We start from the raw sequence: 19,612 nt of genomic DNA, 5'->3' as shown, positions 1-19,612 counted from the left end.
CTGCGCGACACGTCACGCGCGTCGCGGTCCGTGAGGTGTCGCCCAGCCCGTGATGTCGCCCGCGGGCTCGCCCGGCACCGGCACCGGCACCGGTTCAGCGCGGCCGCGGCCCGCGGGGTGTCGAGCCGTTGCCGGGGTCGTAGCCCGAGTCGCGGATGACCTTGATCGCCGTGGTGTCGTTGTGCACCGAGTGCACGACGACCCGTCGGGACCGCCGGAGCGCCCGCCGTGCCCCCGGCGTCGCCACGAGGCCGCCGAGCACGAGCCCGGCACCGATCGCCAGGGCGACCGAGACGGCCGCGACGAAGTCCAGCGCCGCGCTCGACGACCCGGACATGAAGTTGAGCAGGGCGCTCGACACGGCGACACCGGGCAGCAGGGCGCCGCAGAACGCCGGCACCGCGATCGCCGCCACGGCCGTCCGCATCCGTGCGGCGGCGATCGTCGCGAGCACGCCGAGGAGCACCGAGGCGAGGAAGGTCGCTCCGAGCAGCGGGATGCCGACCTCGCGGAGGAGACGCAGAGCGGCACCGGCGGCCACCGAGAACACGACGGCGACCGGGATCACCCGCGCGCTCGCCTGCTGCACGAAGCAGTTGGCGGCCGCCGAGACGACGGTCAGCAGCAGGGACGCCCAGAGCGGCAGGGTCTGCAGGGCGATCCCGGACGGATCCACCTCGATCCGGAGCCACTTCGTCACGGCGATGCCGGCGGGCACCCCGACGACGATCGCAGCGATGACGAGCCCGATGTAGAACGCCCGGGCCACCGCCATCGCCCGGAACCCCGAGATCGCGTCCTGCGCCCACGTGACGAGGGACGGGTGCGGGAGCAGGAGAACGACGAGCGCGGCCACCATCGTCGCCGCCTGCCCCGGGTGCAGCACGCCCGCCCAGATCGCGAGCGTGCCGATCGCCGAGGCCACCGCACCCTGCGCACCGGAGACGAAGAATTGCGGGAAGCCCCGGCCGGTCAGCCACCGGCCCGAGACGATGATGCCGAGCATGAGCACGAACGCGCCGAGCCCCGCCCGCCAGCCACCGCCGGCCTGCATCGCGATCGAGATGCCGAGGATCGAGAGCCCGACGTCGGCCGACCACCGCGGCCACCGGGGCGGCAGCCGGAGCACGGCGACGAGGGCGCTCACGGCGGAGGTCATGTCGCGCTCGTCGTGCACGAGGTCGTCGACGATCTGGTTCGCCCGCGCCAACCGGTCGAGGTCCGAGCCGTCGGACTGCACCGTGCGGACCTTCACCAGCGGCGGGTGGTCGGCCGGCGCGTACTGGATCGTCACCGAACTGCCCGAGAAGTCGAGGTCGAGCGGTGCGAGGTTCCACTTCGTCGACACCGCGACGACGGCGGTCTCGACGCTCCGGGTGTCCGCGCCCGAGGCGAGCATGACCTCGGCGAGGTCGAGGCAGAAGTCGACGATCTGCACCGGCGAGTACTGCTCGCGGGCCCTGGTGTCCGGGACGACCTCTTCGTAGATCGTGCCGCGGAGCCGGGCCCGGGCATCGCGGATGTCGTGCTGCGCGAGGTTCCGGACGCGTGGCCGTGGTGGACGCCCGGGTCTGGCTCCGGGGAGGGACTGCTCGGCCATCCCGCCATCGTGCCAGTCGTCGACGCCCGAGTCCGGACGTCCGCTGGACGCCCTCAGTGCCGACGCTGTGCGCTGAGCCGTCCCGCGGCGAACGACGCGACGACGGCGCCTGCCAGCACGAGCACCGGCCCGACCGTCGACCGCCAGGCCAGGGAACCCGCGACGAAGGCGTAGTCGACCCGGGGTGCGACGCTGGCGAAGCCGACCGTGGAGGTCGGGGTGGTGAGGAGCAGCACGACGCCGACGACGAGGGCGGCCAGGCCGAGCCAGAGGGACACGTGGGTCCAGGGTGCGGGACGTGGCATGCCGTCAACGTACGCAGACGGGAGGCGCGGTGCCGACCGGCACCGCGCCTCCCGTTCCGCGCGTCGAACGCCTACTGCTCGAAGGTCGCGTGGAGCTCGATGTCGACGCCGGTGAGCGCCTTCGAGACGGGGCAGGTGGCCTTCGCCTCGTCGGCGGCCTTGAGGAAGGTCGCCTCGTCGATGCCGGAGACCTCGCCGGAGACGGTGAGGACGATGCCGGTCAGCTTGAACCCGCCGGCCGAGTCCGGGCCGAGCGAGACGTCGGCCTTGACGTCGAGCGCCTCGACCGTGCCGCCCGCCTCGCCGAGGACGGCCGAGAACTGCATGGCGTAGCACGCGGAGTGCGCGGCTGCGATGAGCTCCTCGGGGCTGGTGGTGCCGCCGGCGTCGTCGGCGGCACGCTTCGGGAAGGACACGTCGTACGTGCCGACCTTCGAGCTGGAGAGCTCGACCTGGCCGGAACCGTCGTTGAGGCCGCCGTTCCAGGCGGTGCGTGCGGTGCGCGTGGGCATGACCGCTCCTTTCGTGTGGGGGATCGGTCCCGATCGGGACCGCCGACGCCGAGTCAATCAGAGAACGCGCGTTCTCGCGAGGGCTCTCGGGGAAGACGCAGGTCTGCCCTACGATCGGGCGCATGGGGGACAGGGTGACCGCGGGCTTCCGCGACCGCGTGCTCGAGCCGGGGTCGGTCGACGTGACGAACCCGGTCGTCGCGTGGGTGCGGTTCTGGACGCAGGGCTGGCGGTTCCACGGGCGGGCGAGCCGGACGGAGTTCTGGTGGGTGATCGCCCTCGAGCTCGCCCTGACGGCGGCGGCGCTCTGGATCGTCGGCGTGCACGGCACGGGCGGACGGTGGGAGCTGTACGCGGACCCGTTCGGGGCGGTCGTCTCGCCGCGGGTGTCCTTCCACCTCGTCGAGGTGGAGCAGGGGGCCTGGTTCGGTTGGGGCTCGGGTCCCCGGGACGTCCGGCCGGACGCGTGGGACGCGGTCCTGCTCGCCGCGGTGATCGCGACCGTCGTGCCGCGGTGGTCGCTGCTCGTCCGACGCCTGCACGACCGTGACCACACCGGGATGTGGATCCTGCTCCTCGTGTTCACCGGGCCGATCGGGTGGCTCGTGCTGACCGGCATGGTCGCCTCGCGGTCGCGCGCCCGGGGCGCTCGGTTCGACCGCGACCCGGTCGGCGGGCGGCAGATGTCGAGCACGGATGAACCACAACTGTCGTCCTGAGCGACAGGTGTAATCTGGCGGGGTTCAAAGGAGACCCCATGCGCGCCGTCGTGTTCGAACAGTTCCAGACGTTCCCGTCCCTCACGGACGTCCCGAAGCCCACCCCGGGTCCGGGGGAGGTGCTCCTCAAGGTCGCCGGCGCCGGTGCGTGCCACTCGGACGTCGCCGTCTACCGCGAGTTCCAGGCGGGGCAGCCTGGAGCGCAGCAGCCCCCGTTCGTCCTCGGGCACGAGAACTCCGGCTGGGTCGAGGAACTCGGCGACGGCGTCTCCGGCTTCACCGCGGGTGACGCTTACCTCGTCTACGGCCCGGTCGGCTGCGGGCACTGCTCGTACTGCTCGAAGGGGCAGGACACGTACTGCGACAACGCCGCCACGAACCCGTACGCGGGCATCGGCCTCGGGCGCGACGGCGGGATGGCGGAGTACGTCACCGTGCCGGCACGCAACCTCGTGCCGCTGGGCGACGCCGACCCGATCGCGGCCGCACCGCTCAGCGACGCCGCGCTCACGCCGTACCACGCGATCAAGGCCTCGCTGCCGAACCTGGCCGGCGGTGGCAGGTACGCCCTCGTCGTGGGCCTCGGCGGACTCGGGCAGATCGCCGTCCAGATCCTCACGGCCCTCACCGGGGCGACCGTCATCGCGACGGACACGAAGCAGGACGCGATGGACCGCGCGGCCGCACGGGGCGCGATCACCGTGCCGGGTGGCCCCGACCAGGCCGCTGCGATCCGCGAGATCACCGGCGGGCGCGGGGTGGACGCCGCGTTCGACTTCGTCGGGGCGACACCGACGATCACCCTCGCCCAGGCCTCGATGGCGATCGGCGGGCGGTGCACCGTGGTCGGCATCGCCGGGGGCACCACGGAGTGGAACTTCTTCCGGACCCCGTACGAGTCGACCATCACGAACACGTACTGGGGCACCGTCGAGGACCTGCACGAGGTCGTCGCGATGTACCGCGCGGGGCAGATCGTCCCCGACGTCGAGCGCTACGCACTGTCCGACGCGCTCGAGGCCTACCGGAAGCTCGAGGCCGGCGAGCTCTCGGGCCGCGCGGTCGTGGTGCCGACGCTCTGACGCGGAGACGCGGAGCCGCGGGGCCGCGCGCTACCGGGTCACCGTCCCGCGGCGTAGCCCTGCGCGCCCCGCGGGTTCGCCGCCGCGCCGAGCACCCCGGTCGCCGGGTCCCGCGTCACGCACGACAGCCGGCCGAGCGTCCAGTCGCCCGCGCGGGTGACGACGTGTCCGCGGGCCTCGAGCCCGGCGATCACGTCGTCGCCGATCCGGTCCTCGACCACGAGTCCAGCCGGCTCCCACGTGCGCGGCCAGAACGACCCCGGGAACGACGTCGTGTGCAGGGCGGGCGCGTCGATGGCCTGCTGCGGGGAGTACCCGCCGACGATCCAGCGGAGCAGGAACAGCAGCTGCCACTGGTCCTGTTGGTCGCCACCCGGTGAGCCGACCGCGGCGACCGGGACGCCGTCGCGGAGCACCAGGGTCGGGGTGAGCGTCGTGCGCGGGCGCTCGCCGGGGCGGAGGGTCGAGGCCGTGCCCTCCTCGAGCCAGGTCATCTGCAGGCGGGTACCCAAGCAGAAACCGAGCCCCGGGATCGTCGGCGAGGACTGCAGCCAGCCGCCGGACGGGGTCGCGCTGACGATGTTGCCCCAGCGGTCGACGACGTCGATGTGGCACGTGTCACCGCGGGTCTCGCCGTCCGGGGCCACGAACGGTTCGCCGCGGTCCTCGACGGGCGCGACCGCCGGGGCGTCCCGCTCGATGCGGACCGTCGGCTCGCCCGCTGACCCGGCGGCTCCGGCCGAGGCCTCGTGCGACGTCCGGACCGGCGGCATCGTGTGTCGGACGCCCTCGACGGTCCCGGGCCGCAGCTCGGCCGACGCCAGGTCCCCGATCAGTGTTCGTCGCTCGTCGGTGTACGCGTCCGACAGCAGGACGTCGACGGGGACGTCGCCGTCGCCGTAGAACGCCTCGCGGTCGGCCAGCGCGAGCTTCTGCGCCTCGACGATCGTGTGCGCGCCGAGCTCGGTCGCGGGGTCGAGCCGTGCGTCGTCGAGCGGCTCGAGCAGTCGCAGGGTCTGCAGGAGCGCCGGACCCTGTCCCCACGGCCCGGTCTTCGCGATGGTGCACCCGCGGAACTCCGCCGTCGTCGCCGGCTCGTAGGTCGCCCGGAAGGCCGCGAGGTCCGACGCCCGGATCACGCCGGCGTGGTCGGTCCCGGACGCGTGGCGGTGCGGCTGGCGGACGAACCGGTCGATGGCCTCGGCGACGAAGCCCTCGGCCCACTCGCCGCGGGCGGCGTCGATGCGCGCGCTCCGGCCGTCGACGCCGCTCCCGGCGGCGACGAGCCGTTCGAAGACCGAGGCGAGCGCCTCGTTGCGCACCACGTCCCCCGGGGCCGGCACCGTGCCTCCCGGCAGCCACTGCGCGGCGGAGGTGGGCCAGTGCTCCTCGAACAACCCGCGCACCGCCGTGATCGTCCGGACCACCGCCGGTGCGACCGGGTGGCCGTCCCGCGCGTAGCCGACTGCCGGTGCGAGGACGTCGGCGAGCTCCCACGTGCCGTGGTCGCGCAGCAGCAGGAGCCAGGCGTCCACGGCACCCGGCACGGTGGCGGCGAGGGCACCGGCTCCCGGGACGAGGTCGAGCCCCTCGGCGCGGTAGTGCTCCGGTGTCGCACCGGCCGGCGCGGGCCCCTGGCCGACGAGCACGGTCGGCGTCGGGTCGTCCTTGGTCGCGAACACCGCCGTGAGGTCGCCGCCGGGGCCGTTCAGGTGCGGCTCGACGACGTGCAGCACGAACGCTCCGGCGACCGCGGCGTCGAACGCGTTCCCGCCGCGTTCGAGCACGGACTGCGCGGTGGCGGTCGCGATCCAGTGCGTCGAGGCGACCATGCCGAAGGTGCCGGCGAGGTCCGGTCGCGTGGTCGTGGGGGCGGGCGGGATGAAGGCGGGGTTCGGCGTCGGCATGGTCCCATCCTGTCCTTGCGTGCATCCGCGGGTGCGCGCATACTGAACGCAGCGGTTAATTAACCGCAGTGTTCACCAAGGAGGCGACGATGACCACCGACCGCGTCGACGCCGTCCTCTCGGCCCTCGCCGACCCCATCCGTCGGCGGATCGTCGAGCGACTCGGGAAGGGCGAGGCGACCGTCACCGACCTGTCCGAGCCGTTCGACGTCAGCGCACCGGCGATCTCCCGACACCTCGGCGTCCTCGAACGCGCCGGTCTCATCACCCGTGAGCGGCACGGCACGTGGCGCACCTGCCGGCTCCGGCCCGAGGCCGTCACCGAGCTCGCCGGGTGGCTGAGCGGGCTGCAGCCGGTCTGGGACCGCCGGTTCGACAGCCTGGAGGCGCTGCTCGCCTCCCAGCGTCCGCCCGCCACCGTGGGCGGCGCGTCCACAGCACCCACCGTCCCGTCCGACGACCAGCAGGAGCAGTCATGACCGAGCAGTTCACCGCCCACGCCACCCACCGGTTCGCGTACCCCGTCCAGGACGTCTACCGCGCGTTCGTCGACCCCGCACAGCTCGCGCTCTGGTTCGGGCCGCTCGGCTTCCACGTCCCCGTCGCCACCGTCGAGGTCGACGCCCGCGTCGGTGGGGCCTGGAACCTCACCATGGTGAGCAACGACGACCCCGGGTGGGCCTCGCCCGTGCAGTCGACGCTCCAGGAGGTCGAGGAGAACCGGATCATCGTCGGGACGTCGACCGCCGAGGGCATCCCCGGCATCGAGGACGGGACGCCGCTGTCCCTCACGCTCGAGTTCGCCGAGGACGGCGACGGCACGGTCGTCACGCTCACCCAGGGCCCCTTCCCCGAGGTCATGCGGGACATGAACATCGCCGGGTGGACGCAGTCGTTCCACAAGCTCGAGGCCCTGCTCGGCGCCCCGAAGGCCTTCTTCCAGATGCCCTGACGACATGGAGTGCCCCCGGAACTGGGGTTGTCCGGTCCGGGCAATGGGGTTGTGCGGGCTCCACGAAAAGGTGACCATCGTTCGGCGGCGTGTCGAGAGCGCGTCGCCGAACGGTCGGCAGGGGCTCGGCCGGATCCAGATCAGGGGTTCCATGACCAGCACACCGTCCTCCGTCGCGCGCGCTCGCCGACTCCCACGACTCGCAGCCGCGGTCGTGGCCATCGTCGTCGTCGCCGGTGGTGCCGTCGGGATCGCCGAGCCGGCGTCGGCAGCCGTGGTCTACAAGGGGAAGGCGCCTGCCGGTACGACGCTGCAGCCCGGCGACTCGGTGACCTCGCCGAACGGCCAGTTCCGGCTGATCCTGCAGGGTGACGGCAACCTCGTCGAGTACGGCGTCGGCAACCAGGTGCTCTGGGCGTCCAACACCTCGAACCAGCCCGGTGCCGTGCTGACGATCGGGCGGAACCGCGCCGTCGACCTGCTGCGGAACGGCAAGCGCATCGTCCGCTGGGCCTCCGCCGGCACCGCGCAGTCCACCGAGTTCGCGGTCCGCGCCGACGGCACGATGGGCCTCTACTCGGGCAAGACCGCGATCGTGAACTGGACGAGCCAGCAGGGCGTCGTGCCCGCCGGCAACTCGATCTACTCCGGCACCGTGCTCAGCTCGGACACGAGCGGCACCCGTCGCCTGACGATGCAGACCGACGGCAACCTCGTGCAGACCGTCAACCGCAAGGTCGTCTGGCAGTCCGGGACCGCCGGGCACGCGGGCGCCTGGGCAGAGCTGCGCAAGGACGGCAACTTCGCCGTGGTCGGTCGCGACGCCGCGCAGAAGAAGGTCACGCTCTGGAACTCGCGGACCGGCACCGCGGGCGCCGGCACGCTCATGGTGCAGGTGGACGGCAACGTCGTGCTCTACGGCGGCAAGGACACCCGCGTCTGGTCGACCAAGCCCGTCACGGGCATGATGTGGCCGGTCGCGAGCACCAAGATCTCCGGACGCTACGGCGACGACCGCGGCGCCGGGCACGTGCCGCGGTACCACCAGGGCGCCGACGCCCCGGTCGCGGTGGGCACGCCCGTGTACGCCTCGGGGACCGGCACGGTGACGAGCACCGTCGCGAACAACGCCTCGTACGGCAACTACATCGTCGTGACCTACGGCAACGTCACGGTCCTCACCGCGCACCTCAGCGCGATCGAGGTCAAGCAGGGGCAGATCGTGTCCGTGCGCACCGAGATCGGGAAGTCCGGCAACACCGGGCAGTCGACCGGGCCGCACGTGCACGTCGAGACCCGGCGGGCGGGGTCGCTCTTCGACCCGTTGACACTGCTGCACTTCCGGTAGGGGAACGGCCCGCACTCGAGTCGAGTGCGGGCCGCCGTCTCAGTCCCTCCGCCAGACGTCGAGCAGGAGCCTGGCGACAGCCACGAGCAAGCTCGCGACCGGCAACCAGGACACCCGACGCCTGGGCTCGGACCCGTTGTCCTTCGACATCGAGACCGCCTCCGGTGTGTCAGCGCCGGCGGACACCAGGAGCGGGGTGCCGAGGGGTGCGTCCGTGACCGGGGTCACGTATGCTGGCTCCGAGCGAAACGCTCGGGACACTGTGCGTCCCTCTGGCACTCCACTCGGAGAGCAACTCGGAGCCCATCACCGTTGCCGCGGTGGTGGGCTTCAACCTTGCCCGGGGCGATCGTCCGGCGACCGCCGCCCCGCGCAACAGCCTACGGTGATGATGTGTGATGTTCCACTGCGCTAGTCTGGCCACTGCCCGCGAAGTGGGGGCGCGAGCAATCGCGTTGGTGACAGGTCTTCAACTAACGTTGGATCGACCCAGGGGAGGAACGATGGAGTTCGAAGAACGCCTTGCTGCACTGGCCACGAAGGTCCAGAACCAGCGCGAGGCCATCCAGACCGAAGAAGCGACGAAGAACGCGTTCGTCATGCCGTTCATCTCGACGATCCTCGGCTACGACGTGTTCAACCCGCTGGAGGTCGTGCCGGAGTTCACCGCCGATGTCGGTGTGAAGCGCGGCGAGAAGGTCGACTACGCGATCATGCGCGATGGCGAGGTGCAGATCCTCATCGAGTGCAAGAAGTCCACCGAGCCGCTGAAGATCGAGCATGCGTCGCAGCTGTTCCGCTACTTCTCCGTCACCAACGCCCGCATCGCGGTGCTCACGAACGGCGAGGTCTACAACTTCTACACGGACCTCGACGCGCCGAACAAGATGGACGACCGGCCGTTCCTGGTGCTGGACCTCGCTGACATCGACGAGACGCTCCTCCCGGAGTTGAGCAAGCTCACGAAGGACGTGTTCGACCTCGACTCGGTCATCAGCGCGGCGGAAGAGCTCAAGTACGTCGGCTCGATCAAGCGGGCGATCGCCGCGCAGTTCCGCGAGCCCGAGGAAGACTTCGTCCGTCTCTTCGCCTCTCGCGTCTACGACGGCCGTTTCACCCAGGAGGCGCGGACACAGTTCACGACCCTGGTCGCGAAGGCCTCGAAGCAGTTCCTGAACGAGCAGGTCAACGATCGCCTCAAGACGGCTCTCGGCGCCTCCTACACGTCGCCGGTCGGAGCGGAAGCACCTGCGGAAGCCATGACGAGCGCGGCAGTCGCGGAGGACGATCTCGACCGGGACACCGAGATCGAGACCACGCTCGAAGAACTCGAGGGGTACCAGATCGTCAAGGCGATCGCCTGCAGCGAGGTGAAGCCGGACCGCATCGCGCACCGCGACCAGAAGTCGTACTTCGCCGTCCTGCTCGACGACAACAACCGCAAGCCGATCGCTCGTCTGTGGTTCAACGGCAAGAAGCAGAAGTACCTCGGGCTGTTCGACGAGAACAAGGTCGAGACCAAGCACCCGATCGACGCGCTCGACGACATCTACCTCCACGCCGAGGCGATCAGGACTTCCGTCCAGCGGTACGAATCATGAGGATCGTCAGCATTCGCGTGCGCAACCGGATCGTGGATGACCACGGCACGGTCACCCTGCCGAAGCGCTGGGCGGTCAGAAGTACAGAAGCCCCGCCAGAGGCGGGGCTTCGCGCCCGGTAGTCGAGACATCCGGGAGTGTCTGACAACGCTATCCGAGACGCAGGCCACGAGCGAACTCGGCACCGGTGGTCAGGACAGGCTCGGCCGCGGGTGCCGAGGGGTGCGTCCGTGACCGGGGTCACGTATGCTGGCTCCGAGCCAAACGCTCGGGACACTGTGCGTCCCTCTGGCACTCCACTCGGAGAGCAACTCGGAGCCCATCACCGTTGCCGCGGTGGTGGGCTTCAACCTTGCCCGGGGCGATCGTCCGGCGGCCGAGGCCCTCGCGTCCTGATCGTTCGACGTCGGCCGTAGGGTGGACGGGATGGAGAAGCGCGGCGGACGGGTCATCGTGTTGGTGGCGATCGGGATCGTGGCGGGGATCCTCTCCGGCCTGTTCGGCGTCGGCGGCGGGGTCATCGTCGTACCGGCCCTGATGGCGTTCCTCCACCTCGACCAGCGCCGGGCATCGGCGACGTCCCTCGTGGCGATCGCCCCCGCGGCCGTCGTCGGGGCGATCACGTACGGCGTGCAGGGCGAGGTGCACTGGCTCGCGGCCCTGACCCTGGCGGTCGGCAGCGTCGTCGGTGCCCCGATCGGCGCGCGGCTCCTGCGGGCGCTGCCGCTCCGGGTGCTGCCGTGGATCTTCGTGGGGTTCATCGCCGTCGTGCTCGTCTCGCTGTTCGTGGCGGTGCCGACGCGCGGGGGCGAGGTGCACTTCGGTGTGGTCGAGGCGATCGTCCTGCTGCTGCTCGGGCTGCTGTCGGGCGTGCTGTCCGGGCTCGTCGGGGTCGGCGGCGGGGTCGTCATCGTGCCGGGGCTCGAGGTGGCCCTCGGCGCGGGCGACCTGCTCGCGAAGGGCACCTCGCTGCTCACCATGGTGCCGACGGCCGTCTCGGGCACGGTGGCGAACCTCCGGCGCCGAGCGGTGGACCTCCGGGTCGGCCTCACGATCGGCGTCACGGCCGCCGTCTGCGCTCCCGGAGGCGCGTGGATCGCCCGCCTCGTCGATCCGCAGGTGGGCACCTGGCTCTTCGCCGCGTTCCTCGTGGTGGTCGCGGTGATCGTCCTGCGCCGCGGTCGCCGGACCGCACCGCGGAACGAGGCGACGGGCGGAGAGGTCGCGTGACGCGCCTCCAGTCCGGCGGTGGACGGAACCCGGCGGATGCGGAGGCCGTGCTCGCGGCGTTCGCGCGCACACCCGGTGACGTGCCGGCGGCGCGACGCGTCGCGCGGCAGTTCGCCGACCTCGACGAGGGTGAGCGGTCCGCGCTGCTCTGGAGCGAGGACCGGGGCGCGCGGCTCGTCGCCGTCCTGCTCCTCGTGCAGGCGATGCGGGAGCACCCGGACCCGGAGCTGACCGACGAGTACCTGTCGGCGGCGAAGGCGGAGCGGTTCGACGAAACGGTGCTGGTCGACCTCGGAGCGGAGGAGCTCGTGGGCGCCCCGCTCGTCGAGGGCTCGACCGGCCCGCTGTTCGCGCTCGTGAAGTCCGACGTGGCGATGGTCCGTCGGATCGCGGTCGTGGCCACCCTGGCGTTCGCGAAGCAGGGTGACGCCGAGGTGCCGCTCGCCATCGCGGGGCGGCTCGTGCGGGAGCGGAACGACACCGTGCAGTCGGCGCTCGGCCGGGTGCTCCGCGAGACCGGCAAGCGGGCGTCCGAGGCGGCGCTCGTCGCGTTCCTCGAACGGCAGGGGCGGTTCCTCACCCCCGCGGCGCGGGTGACGGCGACCGAGCACCTTCCGCCGGCGGAACGCGACCGACTGCGCGGCTGACCCTGCAGGCCGGGGCGCTGACACCGTCCAGACGTCGGACGGCGCCACCCGGCGATGGCTCAGTCGGAGGCGGTGGGCTCCGCGAGGACGGTCGTGAGCGACACGACGACACCGTCCCGGACCTCGATGACGTCGACGCCCCGGACCGCGGGCGCACCGACCGGGCCGAAGCCCCACGCGAGGACCCCGTGGTGCTCAGAGACGTAGCGACGCCCCTCCTCGACGAACTGGAACGCACCGGGCGCCTCGTCGAGGATCCCCGCGGCCTTCTGGTCGAGGGCGTCCCAGCCGGTGACGGTCCCCTCGGGGTCGGTGAAGGTCACGTCGGGGGAGTACGTCCGCTCGATCGCAGCGCGGCGTGCGGCAGCGTCGCGGTTCCCGAAGACGTCGTGGAGGTTCGTGGTCAGCAGCTCGGACACGGTCGACATGGGCGGAGCCTAGCCTGGGCGCATGCACACCGAGGTGCCCCGACCCCGCATCGACGCCGCGCTCGTGGAACGGCTCGTGGCCGCGCAGTTCCCGGAGTGGGCCGGGCTGCCCGTCCGCGAGGTCGATGCGCAGGGGTGGGACAACCGCACCTACCGGCTCGGCAGCGAGTTGGCCGTCCGGCTGCCGAGCGCGGCCGGGTACGTCGCAGCGGTCGAGAAGGAGCAGCGGGTCCTGCCGTACCTCGCGGCGCGGCTCGACGTCCCGGTGCCGGAGCCGGTCGGACTGGGGGTCCCGGCCGAGGACTACCCGTTCCCGTGGTCGGTCCGGCGCTGGATCGACGGTACGGTCGCTGCCCGGGCCTCGACCCTCGACCGACGGACCCTCGCCGCCGACGTCGGTGCGGTGCTCCGGCAGCTGCGGGCCGTGCCGGCGGGTGACGGTCCGGTCGCCGGGGCGCACTCGTTCCACCGGGGAGCGCACCCGTCGCACTCCGCGCCCGAGGTGGTCGCGGCGCTCGACCGGCTCGGTGACGACGTCGACCGTCATGCGTGCGAGGCGGTCTGGGGCGCAGCGACCGCCTCGGCCTGGGACCGGCCGGCCGTGTGGTTCCACGGCGACGTCGCCCCGGGCAACCTGCTCGTCGACCGGGACGGACGGCTCTCGGCCGTGATCGACTTCGGCACGTGCGGTGTCGGTGACCCGGCGTGCGACCTCGTCCTCGCCTGGACGTTCCTCGACCCGGAGGCGCGACGGGTGTTCCGCGACGCCGTCGGCCTCGACGCCGGCACCTGGGCGCGGGCGCGGGGCTGGGCGCTCTGGAAGGCGCTCATCATGCTCGCGGGGAGCGCCGGGCCCGGGGACCGCGCGGAGCACGAGGCGGTGCTGGGGGCGGTCCTCGCCGATCCGGTCGCGACCTGAGCTGCGCGTCAAGCAGCCGGGCCGCCGCGCGCAGCCCGGCCCACCCGAGTAGCCAGACCGCCCGTCGGGGTCGGGGTCGGGGCCGGGGCCGGGCCGGCGGGGCTAGGGCGTCAGCGCCGCGTCCAGCACGAGGTCGAGCGCCGCGACCTGTCGCTCGGGCGTCCACCGCTCGGGGTCGCCCGCGGCCAGCGCGGTGATCCCCTCGACGGTCGCGACCAGGGCAGCCGCGCGGTCGTCACACACCGCATCCGCCAGGCCGGTCGCGAGCGCGAGCAGTCGAGCGAGTCGCCCGGCGAAGGAGCGGCTGTTCGTCACGTGCTGGTCGCGCAGCACGGGGTCACCGAGCGCGGCGGCGAGGAACGCGACCCACGCCCGGGCCTCGGCGAGGCGCCCGGCATCGACGGCGAGTGCGCCGCCGGCCACCGCCCGCACCGCTGCTGCCGCATCCGGGGCGTCCGCCTCGAGTGCGTCGGCACGGACCCTGGTGCGGTCGTGCAGGACCTGTCGGGCGTGCAGGAGGAGGGCGCGCTTGTCGGGGAACGTGTGGAGGACGAGCCCCGTCGTGCACCCGGCGCGTTCGGCGACGGCGCGGAGCGTCAGGCCGGTCGGACCGAGGTCGGCGAGGGTGGTGAAGACGGCCTCGGACAACCGGGTCCGCTGGGCGGCGTCGTCTCGGGTCCGGGGCACACCGGAAGCGTAACAGATGTTACCGTAACGATCGTTACCGAAAGGATCGCCATGCGCTGGACCATCACGACCGTCCCGTTCGACCACGCGGACGCCGACCGGCTCCGCCGAGCACAGCGGCAGGAGCTCGACGCGCGCTACGGGACGGACGACCACGAGCCCGGCGTCCCGCCGACCGCGGCCGACGTCCCGGTGTTCGTCCTGGCGTGTGAGGAGGACGGCTCCGCGATCGCCTGCGGCGGGCTCCGGCCGCTCCCCGACGACGTCCTCGGTGCCGGGGTCGTGGAGATCAAGCGGATGTACACGGCGCCGTCCGCTCGGGGGACCGGTGTGGCGACGGCGGTGCTCCGGCGGCTCGAGCAGGAAGCGGTGCGGGCGGGCGCAGGCTCGGTGGTCCTCGAGACCGGCACGGCGCAGCCCGACGCGATCCGGTTCTACGAGCGCGAGGGGTACACGGCGATCCCGCCCTTCGGTGCCTACGCCGGGTCGACGAACTCGGTGTGCTTCGGCCGGCGACTCGGCCCGGCCCCCGACGTCATCGGAGCAGGGTCAGCGTGAGAACACGTCGTCGAGTGTGTAGGTCCCGAGCCGACGCTGCCGGACGAGGGCGCCCAGCCGGGGCAGCGCGCCGATGGTCCCCGGGAAGTTCGCGTGGCCGATCACGATCCGACCCGGCGTGAACCACTGGTCGGCGAACCCGACGATCTGTCCGGCGCCGATGTCGCCGGAGTCCGCGAGCGTCCCGTACCAGAGCAGCGGTGTCGTGTAGCCGACCCGTGCGGCGGCGGCGTCGACCCGGGCGTCGTGGTACCCGTACGGCGGTCGGAAGTACGGGCGTGCGTCGACGCCGAACGTCCGCTCGATGAACTCGTGGTTGCGGGTCAGCTCGTCCTCGATGGCCTGGTCGCCGAGCTTCGTCAGGGCCAGGTGGTCCCAGGTGTGGTTGCCGATCTGCACCTGCCCCGACGCGATGAGGGGCCGCAGCACGTCGGCGTGCTCCGTCCACGAGGGCCGGACGCCGTTCACGAAGAAGGTGAGCCGGGTGCCGGTCTCGGCCGCGAAGCGGGCGTAGGCGCCGACGACGTCGGATGACGCGCCGTCGTCCACGGTCCAGGCGATGCCGGGCGTCCCGGCGGGCAGCCCGGTGACGGTGCCTGCCGGCAGCGGTGTCCTCGTGAGCGTCGGCTGCCCCCACGTCGGCGTCGGCGTCGGTGTCCGGGTGGGAGACGGGACGGGCGTCGGGGTCGGCGAGTGCGTCGCGACGGCCTCCCGTCGCGGTCCGGTGGGCGCACAGGCGGCGAGCGCTCCGGCCGCGAGCAGGGCGCCCGCTCCGGCGAGCAGGGAGCGGCGGGTGGTGCGGTGGTCCATCCGCACCAGCATCGGGTGACCGGCCGGTCGGGCGCATCGGCTCCCGGGACGATCCGGTTGGCCGATCGGCCACCGGGACCACGGGGACCGGGCCAGGAGGCGCGGCTCGCGTCCGCCACGGACCGCGCTGGCCGGACGGGGCTGGGAACGCACCACGGGGCGGGCGGGTACCGACGTGGGGAGACGAGCCGCGCCTCCTGGCCGACTCGAAGCGACCACGAGAGGAACGCGACGTGCGCGCACTGACCTGGCAGGGCACCGAGAAGGTGTCCGTCGAGACCGTCCCCGACCCGACAATCCAGCAGCCGACCGACGCGATCGTGCGGATCACCTCCACGGCGATCTGCGGCTCCGACCTGCACCTGTACCGGGTCCTCGGTCCGTACATCGACAGGGGCGACGTCCTCGGGCACGAGCCCATGGGCATCGTGGAGGAGGTCGGCAGCGCCGTCACGAACCTGAAGGTCGGTGACCGCGTCGTCGTCCCCTTCAACATCTCGTGCGGGCACTGCTACATGTGCGAACGCGGACTCCAGTCGCAGTGCGAGACCACCCAGGTCACCGAGTACGGCTCCGGCGCCGCGCTCTTCGGCTACACGAAGATGTACGGCCAGGTGCCCGGCGGCCAGGCCGAGTACCTCCGCGTGCCGCACGCCGACTACGGGCCGATCGTCATCCCCGACGACGGCACACCCGACGACCGCTGGCTGTTCCTCAGCGACATCCTGCCCACGGCGTGGCAGGCCGTGCAGTACGCGAACGTGCCCGAGGGCGGGACGCTCGCGGTGCTCGGCCTCGGCCCGGTCGGCCAGTTCGCCGCCCGCATCGGCGCGCACCTCGGCTACCGGGTGCTCGCCGTCGACCCCGAGCAGGTCCGCCGCGACCTCGGAGCGAAGCACGGGGCCGAGGTGTTCGACCTGACGAAGGACGTCGTCCCGCAGCTGGTCGACCTGACCGACGGTCGCGGTCCCGACGGCGTCGTCGACGCGGTCGGCATGGAGGCGCACGGCAACCCGGTCGCCGGCTTCGCCCAGCGCGCCGCCGGGCTCCTGCCCGACAAGCTCGCACAGAAGGCGATCGAGACCGCCGGCATCGACCGGCTCGCCGCGGTGCACGCGGCGATCGACCTCGTCCGCCGCGGTGGCACGGTGTCGCTGAGCGGCGTCTACGGCGGGATGGCCGACCCCATGCCGATGATGACGCTCTTCGACAAGCAGATCACCGTCCGCGAGGGGCAGTGCAACGTGAAGCACTGGATCGACGACATCATGCCGCTCGTGCAGGACCCGTCGGACCCGCTCGGCACGCTCGACCTGACCACCCACCGGGTCTCGCTCGAGGACGCTCCGCACATGTACGAGGTGTTCCAGAAGAAGGAGGACGGCTGCGTGAAGGTCGTGCTCGACCCCGCGATGGCCGCGGCCTGATGCGGATCGTCGTCGTCGGCGGGACCGGCAACCTGGGGACCGCGGTGCTCCGGCGGCTGACGACGGTCCGGGCCGAGGGCACCGCCGTCGAGGTCGTCGGGGTCGCCCGACGGCTGCCGGACCTCCGCGCCGAGCCCTACGGGGTGGCCGTCTGGCACGCCGTCGACATCGGTGCCCCGGACGCCGTCGACCAGCTCGCCGCCGTGTTCCGGGGCGCGGACGCCGTCGTGCACCTCGGCTGGGCCCTGCAGCCGACGCACGACATCCCGGCGCAGTACCGGACGAACGTGACCGGGACCGCCAACGTCCTCGAGGCCGTCGCCCGGGTCGAGGTGCCCCAGGTCGTCGTCGCCTCGTCCGTGGGGGCGTACCGCGGGGTCGACGTGGACGGCAAGCGGACGCCCGTCGACGAGGAGTTCCCCGTCACCGGGATCCCGACCGCCACGTACTCGATCCACAAGGCCGAGAACGAGGCGGCGATGGACGCGTTCGCGGCCGCCCACCCGTCCGTCGTCGTGACGCGGCTGCGACCCGGCCTGGTCTTCCAGCGCAGCGCCGCCGCCGAACTCCGCGGGCTCTTCCTCGGCCGCCTCGTGCCGATGTCGGTCGTCCGGTGGATCCGCTGGGCGGTCCTGCCCCTGCCGCTCGCGTTCGTGTTCCAGGCCGTGCACGCCGACGACGTCGCCGATGCCTTCTGGCGAGCGATCGACCGGCGTGCCGGCGGGGCGTTCAACATCGCTGCCACACCCGTGCTCAACCCGCCGAGGATGGCGCGGGCGTTCGGGATGCGCGGCGCGGTGCGGGTGCCGATGTGGGCGATCCGCGGACTCGTCACGCTCACCTGGCGGCTGCGGTTGCAGCCGACGGACGCCGGATGGGTGGACATCGCGGCCCGGGTGCCGGTCATGCGGACCGACCGGGCGCGGTCGGTCCTCGGGTGGGAGGCGCGGCACACGTCCGAGGAGGCCTTGCGCGAACTCGTGGACGGGTTCCGGGACGGGGCGCGGGTGCCGGGGTCGGGGCCGTTGCGCGGGTGACGGGTGGCCCCTTCGTGGGACAGCGCTCGGGCCGGGGACGCGCTACGGTCGGATCGTTCCGACGAAGGGGGACGGCGTGTTCGGGAACTTGTTGGGTGACGGCATGGGTGGCGGGCTCGGCGCGTTCGGCGCGTTCGGGGTGCTGTTCGGCGTGGTCGCGGCCGTGATCGGTCTCGGGTTCGTCGCGATCGTCGTGACGGTCGTCCTCCGCAGCGCACGGATGGCGAAGCGGGGCCAGAACCCGTTCACCATGCAGGAGGACCTGGCGTACCAGGCCATGCAGAGCCGGACGCTGGCGCCCGAGAAGTCGCTCGAGCAGCGGCTCGCCGAGCTCGACGACCTGCACGCCCGCGGCGTCATCTCGGACGACGAGTACCGCGCCGCCCGGGCCGAGGCTCTCCGCGCGTGATCACCGCCGAGACCCACAACCCACTGGTGCCGCCCGTCTACGACCTCGTCTGGAGTGTGGTGGTGGCGCTCGTGGTGGTGGCCGTCGTCGTCGCGATCGTGTTCGTCGTCCGACGGTCCCGCCGCGCGACGGGCGGTTCCCGTGAGCAGCGGCTCGCCGAGCTCGACGACCTGCGCGCCCGCGGCGTCATCTCGGACGAGGAGCACCGCGCCGCCCGGGCCGAGGCTCTCCGCGACTAGCCTGGGCGGGTGCTGCGACCGATCGACCTGCTCGGGGAGTGGACCCTGCACCGCACGGTCCTCGACCGACGTGCGGGCATCGACGGCCTCGTGACCGGGACCACGACGCTCGCGCGCACGGCCCCGGACGCGGTCCGCTGGGACGAGGTCGGCACGATGGCCTTCGACGGTCGCACCGTCCCGGTCTCCCGGACGCTCTGGGTCCGCCGCAGCTCGGACGACGGCTGGACGGTGCACTTCTCGGACGGTCGGGTGTTCCACGACTGGGTCTGGGGGTCGTCGGTGTCGCACGTCTGCGCGCCCGACGACTACTCCGGGGTGCTCGCCGGCGACACGGAGCGCTGGACGGTCCGCTGGGAGGCGCACGGCCCGGCGAAGGACTACGTCCTCGACAGCACGCTGCGACGTCGGACCCACCCGGCAGACTGATCGCATGCCCCGCAGCTCCGGTACCGACGCCCCGCGCACCACCCTGACCGAACCGACGGACCTCGACGACTGGACTCCGGGGCCCGGAGACGTCCTCACGGGCGACCGGATCGAGGGCAAGCGCATCGACGTGCTCGACCTCGCGGGGGAGCGGCTGCCGGACCTCGAGATCGAGGAGTCGGTCATCGGCACGCTCCGGGCGGACGGCGCCGACCTGCGGGGACTGCGGGTGCGCGACGCGATCGTCGAGACGCTGGACGCCCCGGTGTTCCGGGCGTCGAGCAGCTCCTGGCGCGAGGTCCGGATCGCCGGCGGCCGGATCGGCTCGGCCGAGCTGTACGACACGACGCTGAACGGCGTCGAGTTCGTCGGCATGAAGCTCGGGTTCGTGAACCTCCGCGGCTCGACCGTCACCGACGTCGTGTTCCGGGACTGCGTCGTCGACGAGCTCGACATCGCCGACGCCCGGCTGCTGCGGGTGTCGTTCGAGGGGACGAGCATCCGCGCGGCCGAGGGGTCGAACACGCGGATCGACCACGTCGACCTCCGGGCCGCCGACCTCGACCGGGTGGAGCGGCTCGAGGGGTTCCGCGGCGCGACGATCGCGGCCGACCAGCTGTACACGCTCGCGCCGCTCCTCGCCGCCCAGGCGGGTTACCGGGTCGACTGACCGCCGCCGGCCGCGCGGTGCACGCGGTCGCGCGCTGCGTCCTGCGACCGCGCGCTGCCGCCCGCGACCGCGCGCTGCCTCACGCGGCGGCTGTCT

24 protein-coding genes are annotated in these 19,612 nt (G+C 72.6%); 16 read left to right on the top strand and 8 right to left on the bottom strand.

Annotated features, from left to right (window positions below; all coding sequences use genetic code 11):
* Positions 1 to 94: 94 nt before the first annotated feature.
* The 3 genes from ACNQOV_RS14825 to ACNQOV_RS14815 all read right to left on the bottom strand — a co-directional run bounded on the left by ACNQOV_RS14825 (position 95) and on the right by ACNQOV_RS14815 (position 2,417).
* Entirely contained in the window at positions 95 to 1,600 is a 1,506-nt protein-coding gene (locus tag ACNQOV_RS14825; protein WP_402268890.1) for a threonine/serine ThrE exporter family protein, read from the bottom strand.
* A gap of 53 nt (positions 1,601 to 1,653) precedes the next feature.
* Positions 1,654 to 1,905 (bottom strand): hypothetical protein, encoded by a 252-nt coding sequence (locus ACNQOV_RS14820; protein WP_402268893.1) that lies wholly within the window; start codon positions 1,903 to 1,905, stop codon positions 1,654 to 1,656.
* A 71-nt stretch (positions 1,906 to 1,976) separates the two neighbouring features.
* Entirely contained in the window at positions 1,977 to 2,417 is a 441-nt protein-coding gene (locus tag ACNQOV_RS14815) for an OsmC family peroxiredoxin (protein ID WP_022907830.1), read from the bottom strand.
* 122 nt (positions 2,418 to 2,539) lie between these two features.
* Between ACNQOV_RS14815 and ACNQOV_RS14810 the strand changes: the two genes are divergently transcribed.
* Both ACNQOV_RS14810 and ACNQOV_RS14805 read left to right on the top strand, forming a co-directional pair.
* On the top strand, positions 2,540 to 3,136 hold the full coding sequence (locus ACNQOV_RS14810; RefSeq protein ID WP_416395447.1) for a DUF805 domain-containing protein: 597 nt from the start codon (positions 2,540 to 2,542) through the stop codon (positions 3,134 to 3,136).
* A gap of 38 nt (positions 3,137 to 3,174) precedes the next feature.
* Positions 3,175 to 4,218: an NAD(P)-dependent alcohol dehydrogenase gene (locus tag ACNQOV_RS14805; protein ID WP_416395445.1), complete on the top strand. Its 1,044-nt coding sequence runs from the start codon at positions 3,175 to 3,177 to the stop codon at positions 4,216 to 4,218.
* Between the two features lie 38 nt (positions 4,219 to 4,256).
* Here ACNQOV_RS14805 and ACNQOV_RS14800 read toward each other — a convergent pair whose 3' ends face one another.
* Positions 4,257 to 6,125, bottom strand: coding sequence for a gamma-glutamyltransferase family protein (locus ACNQOV_RS14800; protein ID WP_416395441.1), 1,869 nt, complete (start codon positions 6,123 to 6,125; stop codon positions 4,257 to 4,259).
* 89 nt (positions 6,126 to 6,214) lie between these two features.
* On the opposite strand from ACNQOV_RS14800, the gene ACNQOV_RS14795 reads away from it, so the two are divergent.
* The 3 genes from ACNQOV_RS14795 (at position 6,215) to ACNQOV_RS14785 (ending at position 8,425) form a co-directional block, all read left to right on the top strand.
* Entirely contained in the window at positions 6,215 to 6,604 is a 390-nt protein-coding gene (locus tag ACNQOV_RS14795) for an ArsR/SmtB family transcription factor (RefSeq protein ID WP_083858009.1), read from the top strand.
* Positions 6,601 to 7,077 carry an SRPBCC family protein gene (locus tag ACNQOV_RS14790; RefSeq protein ID WP_402268904.1) on the top strand — a complete coding sequence of 159 codons (477 nt, stop codon included), beginning with the start codon at positions 6,601 to 6,603 and terminating at the stop codon, positions 7,075 to 7,077. The genes ACNQOV_RS14795 and ACNQOV_RS14790 overlap by 4 nt, the downstream gene beginning before the upstream one ends.
* A 151-nt stretch (positions 7,078 to 7,228) precedes the next feature.
* The gene (locus ACNQOV_RS14785; protein ID WP_416395439.1) at positions 7,229 to 8,425 is read left to right on the top strand and encodes a peptidoglycan DD-metalloendopeptidase family protein; all 1,197 of its coding nucleotides are present in this window, start codon (positions 7,229 to 7,231) and stop codon (positions 8,423 to 8,425) included.
* A gap of 39 nt (positions 8,426 to 8,464) precedes the next feature.
* Here the strand turns inward: ACNQOV_RS14785 and ACNQOV_RS14780 are convergent, their stop codons facing one another.
* Positions 8,465 to 8,653 carry a hypothetical protein gene (locus ACNQOV_RS14780; RefSeq protein ID WP_022907838.1) on the bottom strand — a complete coding sequence of 63 codons (189 nt, stop codon included), beginning with the start codon at positions 8,651 to 8,653 and terminating at the stop codon, positions 8,465 to 8,467.
* Between the two features lie 275 nt (positions 8,654 to 8,928).
* Between ACNQOV_RS14780 and ACNQOV_RS14775 the strand changes: the two genes are divergently transcribed.
* The 3 genes from ACNQOV_RS14775 to ACNQOV_RS14765 all read left to right on the top strand — a co-directional run bounded on the left by ACNQOV_RS14775 (position 8,929) and on the right by ACNQOV_RS14765 (position 11,903).
* Entirely contained in the window at positions 8,929 to 10,026 is a 1,098-nt protein-coding gene (locus ACNQOV_RS14775; protein ID WP_022907839.1) for a type I restriction endonuclease, read from the top strand.
* A 426-nt stretch (positions 10,027 to 10,452) separates the two neighbouring features.
* Complete coding sequence (locus ACNQOV_RS14770) at positions 10,453 to 11,256, top strand: sulfite exporter TauE/SafE family protein (RefSeq protein ID WP_416395436.1); 804 nt, start codon at positions 10,453 to 10,455, stop codon at positions 11,254 to 11,256.
* Positions 11,253 to 11,903, top strand: coding sequence for a DNA alkylation repair protein (locus ACNQOV_RS14765; protein WP_416395434.1), 651 nt, complete (start codon positions 11,253 to 11,255; stop codon positions 11,901 to 11,903). Before ACNQOV_RS14770 ends, ACNQOV_RS14765 begins: the two co-directional genes overlap by 4 nt.
* A 59-nt stretch (positions 11,904 to 11,962) precedes the next feature.
* On the opposite strand, the gene ACNQOV_RS14760 is transcribed toward ACNQOV_RS14765, so the two are convergent.
* Entirely contained in the window at positions 11,963 to 12,331 is a 369-nt protein-coding gene (locus ACNQOV_RS14760) for a nuclear transport factor 2 family protein (protein WP_402268914.1), read from the bottom strand.
* A 22-nt stretch (positions 12,332 to 12,353) separates the two neighbouring features.
* On the opposite strand from ACNQOV_RS14760, the gene ACNQOV_RS14755 reads away from it, so the two are divergent.
* Complete coding sequence (locus ACNQOV_RS14755) at positions 12,354 to 13,250, top strand: aminoglycoside phosphotransferase family protein (protein WP_402268916.1); 897 nt, start codon at positions 12,354 to 12,356, stop codon at positions 13,248 to 13,250.
* 102 nt (positions 13,251 to 13,352) lie between these two features.
* Here ACNQOV_RS14755 and ACNQOV_RS14750 read toward each other — a convergent pair whose 3' ends face one another.
* Positions 13,353 to 13,937, bottom strand: coding sequence for a TetR/AcrR family transcriptional regulator (locus ACNQOV_RS14750; protein ID WP_022907844.1), 585 nt, complete (start codon positions 13,935 to 13,937; stop codon positions 13,353 to 13,355).
* Between the two features lie 51 nt (positions 13,938 to 13,988).
* Here ACNQOV_RS14750 and ACNQOV_RS14745 point away from each other — a divergent pair, with 51 nt between their 5' ends.
* A complete protein-coding gene (locus ACNQOV_RS14745) occupies positions 13,989 to 14,495 on the top strand; it encodes a GNAT family N-acetyltransferase (RefSeq protein ID WP_416395430.1) in 507 nt (168 codons plus the stop codon).
* Here the strand turns inward: ACNQOV_RS14745 and ACNQOV_RS14740 are convergent.
* Entirely contained in the window at positions 14,487 to 15,305 is an 819-nt protein-coding gene (locus ACNQOV_RS14740) for a polysaccharide deacetylase family protein (RefSeq protein WP_416395428.1), read from the bottom strand. The two genes, ACNQOV_RS14745 and ACNQOV_RS14740, sit on opposite strands and share 9 nt — an antisense overlap.
* Before the next feature lie 233 nt (positions 15,306 to 15,538).
* On the opposite strand from ACNQOV_RS14740, the gene ACNQOV_RS14735 reads away from it, so the two are divergent.
* The 6 genes from ACNQOV_RS14735 to ACNQOV_RS14710 all read left to right on the top strand — a co-directional run bounded on the left by ACNQOV_RS14735 (position 15,539) and on the right by ACNQOV_RS14710 (position 19,516).
* Positions 15,539 to 16,732, top strand: coding sequence for a zinc-dependent alcohol dehydrogenase (locus ACNQOV_RS14735; protein ID WP_022907847.1), 1,194 nt, complete (start codon positions 15,539 to 15,541; stop codon positions 16,730 to 16,732).
* On the top strand, positions 16,732 to 17,769 hold the full coding sequence (locus ACNQOV_RS14730; RefSeq protein ID WP_416395425.1) for an NAD-dependent epimerase/dehydratase family protein: 1,038 nt from the start codon (positions 16,732 to 16,734) through the stop codon (positions 17,767 to 17,769). Before ACNQOV_RS14735 ends, ACNQOV_RS14730 begins: the two co-directional genes overlap by 1 nt.
* 76 nt (positions 17,770 to 17,845) lie before the next feature.
* Positions 17,846 to 18,178 carry an SHOCT domain-containing protein gene (locus ACNQOV_RS14725; RefSeq protein ID WP_416395422.1) on the top strand — a complete coding sequence of 111 codons (333 nt, stop codon included), beginning with the start codon at positions 17,846 to 17,848 and terminating at the stop codon, positions 18,176 to 18,178.
* Positions 18,175 to 18,417, top strand: a complete 243-nt coding sequence (locus tag ACNQOV_RS14720) for an SHOCT domain-containing protein (protein WP_416395419.1) — start codon at positions 18,175 to 18,177, stop codon at positions 18,415 to 18,417. The genes ACNQOV_RS14725 and ACNQOV_RS14720 overlap by 4 nt, the downstream gene beginning before the upstream one ends.
* A gap of 9 nt (positions 18,418 to 18,426) precedes the next feature.
* Positions 18,427 to 18,846 carry a DUF6314 family protein gene (locus ACNQOV_RS14715; protein ID WP_416395417.1) on the top strand — a complete coding sequence of 140 codons (420 nt, stop codon included), beginning with the start codon at positions 18,427 to 18,429 and terminating at the stop codon, positions 18,844 to 18,846.
* 4 nt (positions 18,847 to 18,850) lie between these two features.
* Positions 18,851 to 19,516 carry a pentapeptide repeat-containing protein gene (locus tag ACNQOV_RS14710; RefSeq protein ID WP_022907852.1) on the top strand — a complete coding sequence of 222 codons (666 nt, stop codon included), beginning with the start codon at positions 18,851 to 18,853 and terminating at the stop codon, positions 19,514 to 19,516.
* Positions 19,517 to 19,612 lie beyond the last annotated feature (96 nt).

The sequence above is a fragment of the Curtobacterium sp. LFS084 genome, from assembly GCF_047977705.1.
GTDB lineage: Bacteria > Actinomycetota > Actinomycetes > Actinomycetales > Microbacteriaceae > Curtobacterium.
Note: the sequence above shows the minus strand (reverse complement) of the source record. Positions and strands in the feature narration are given on the sequence as shown.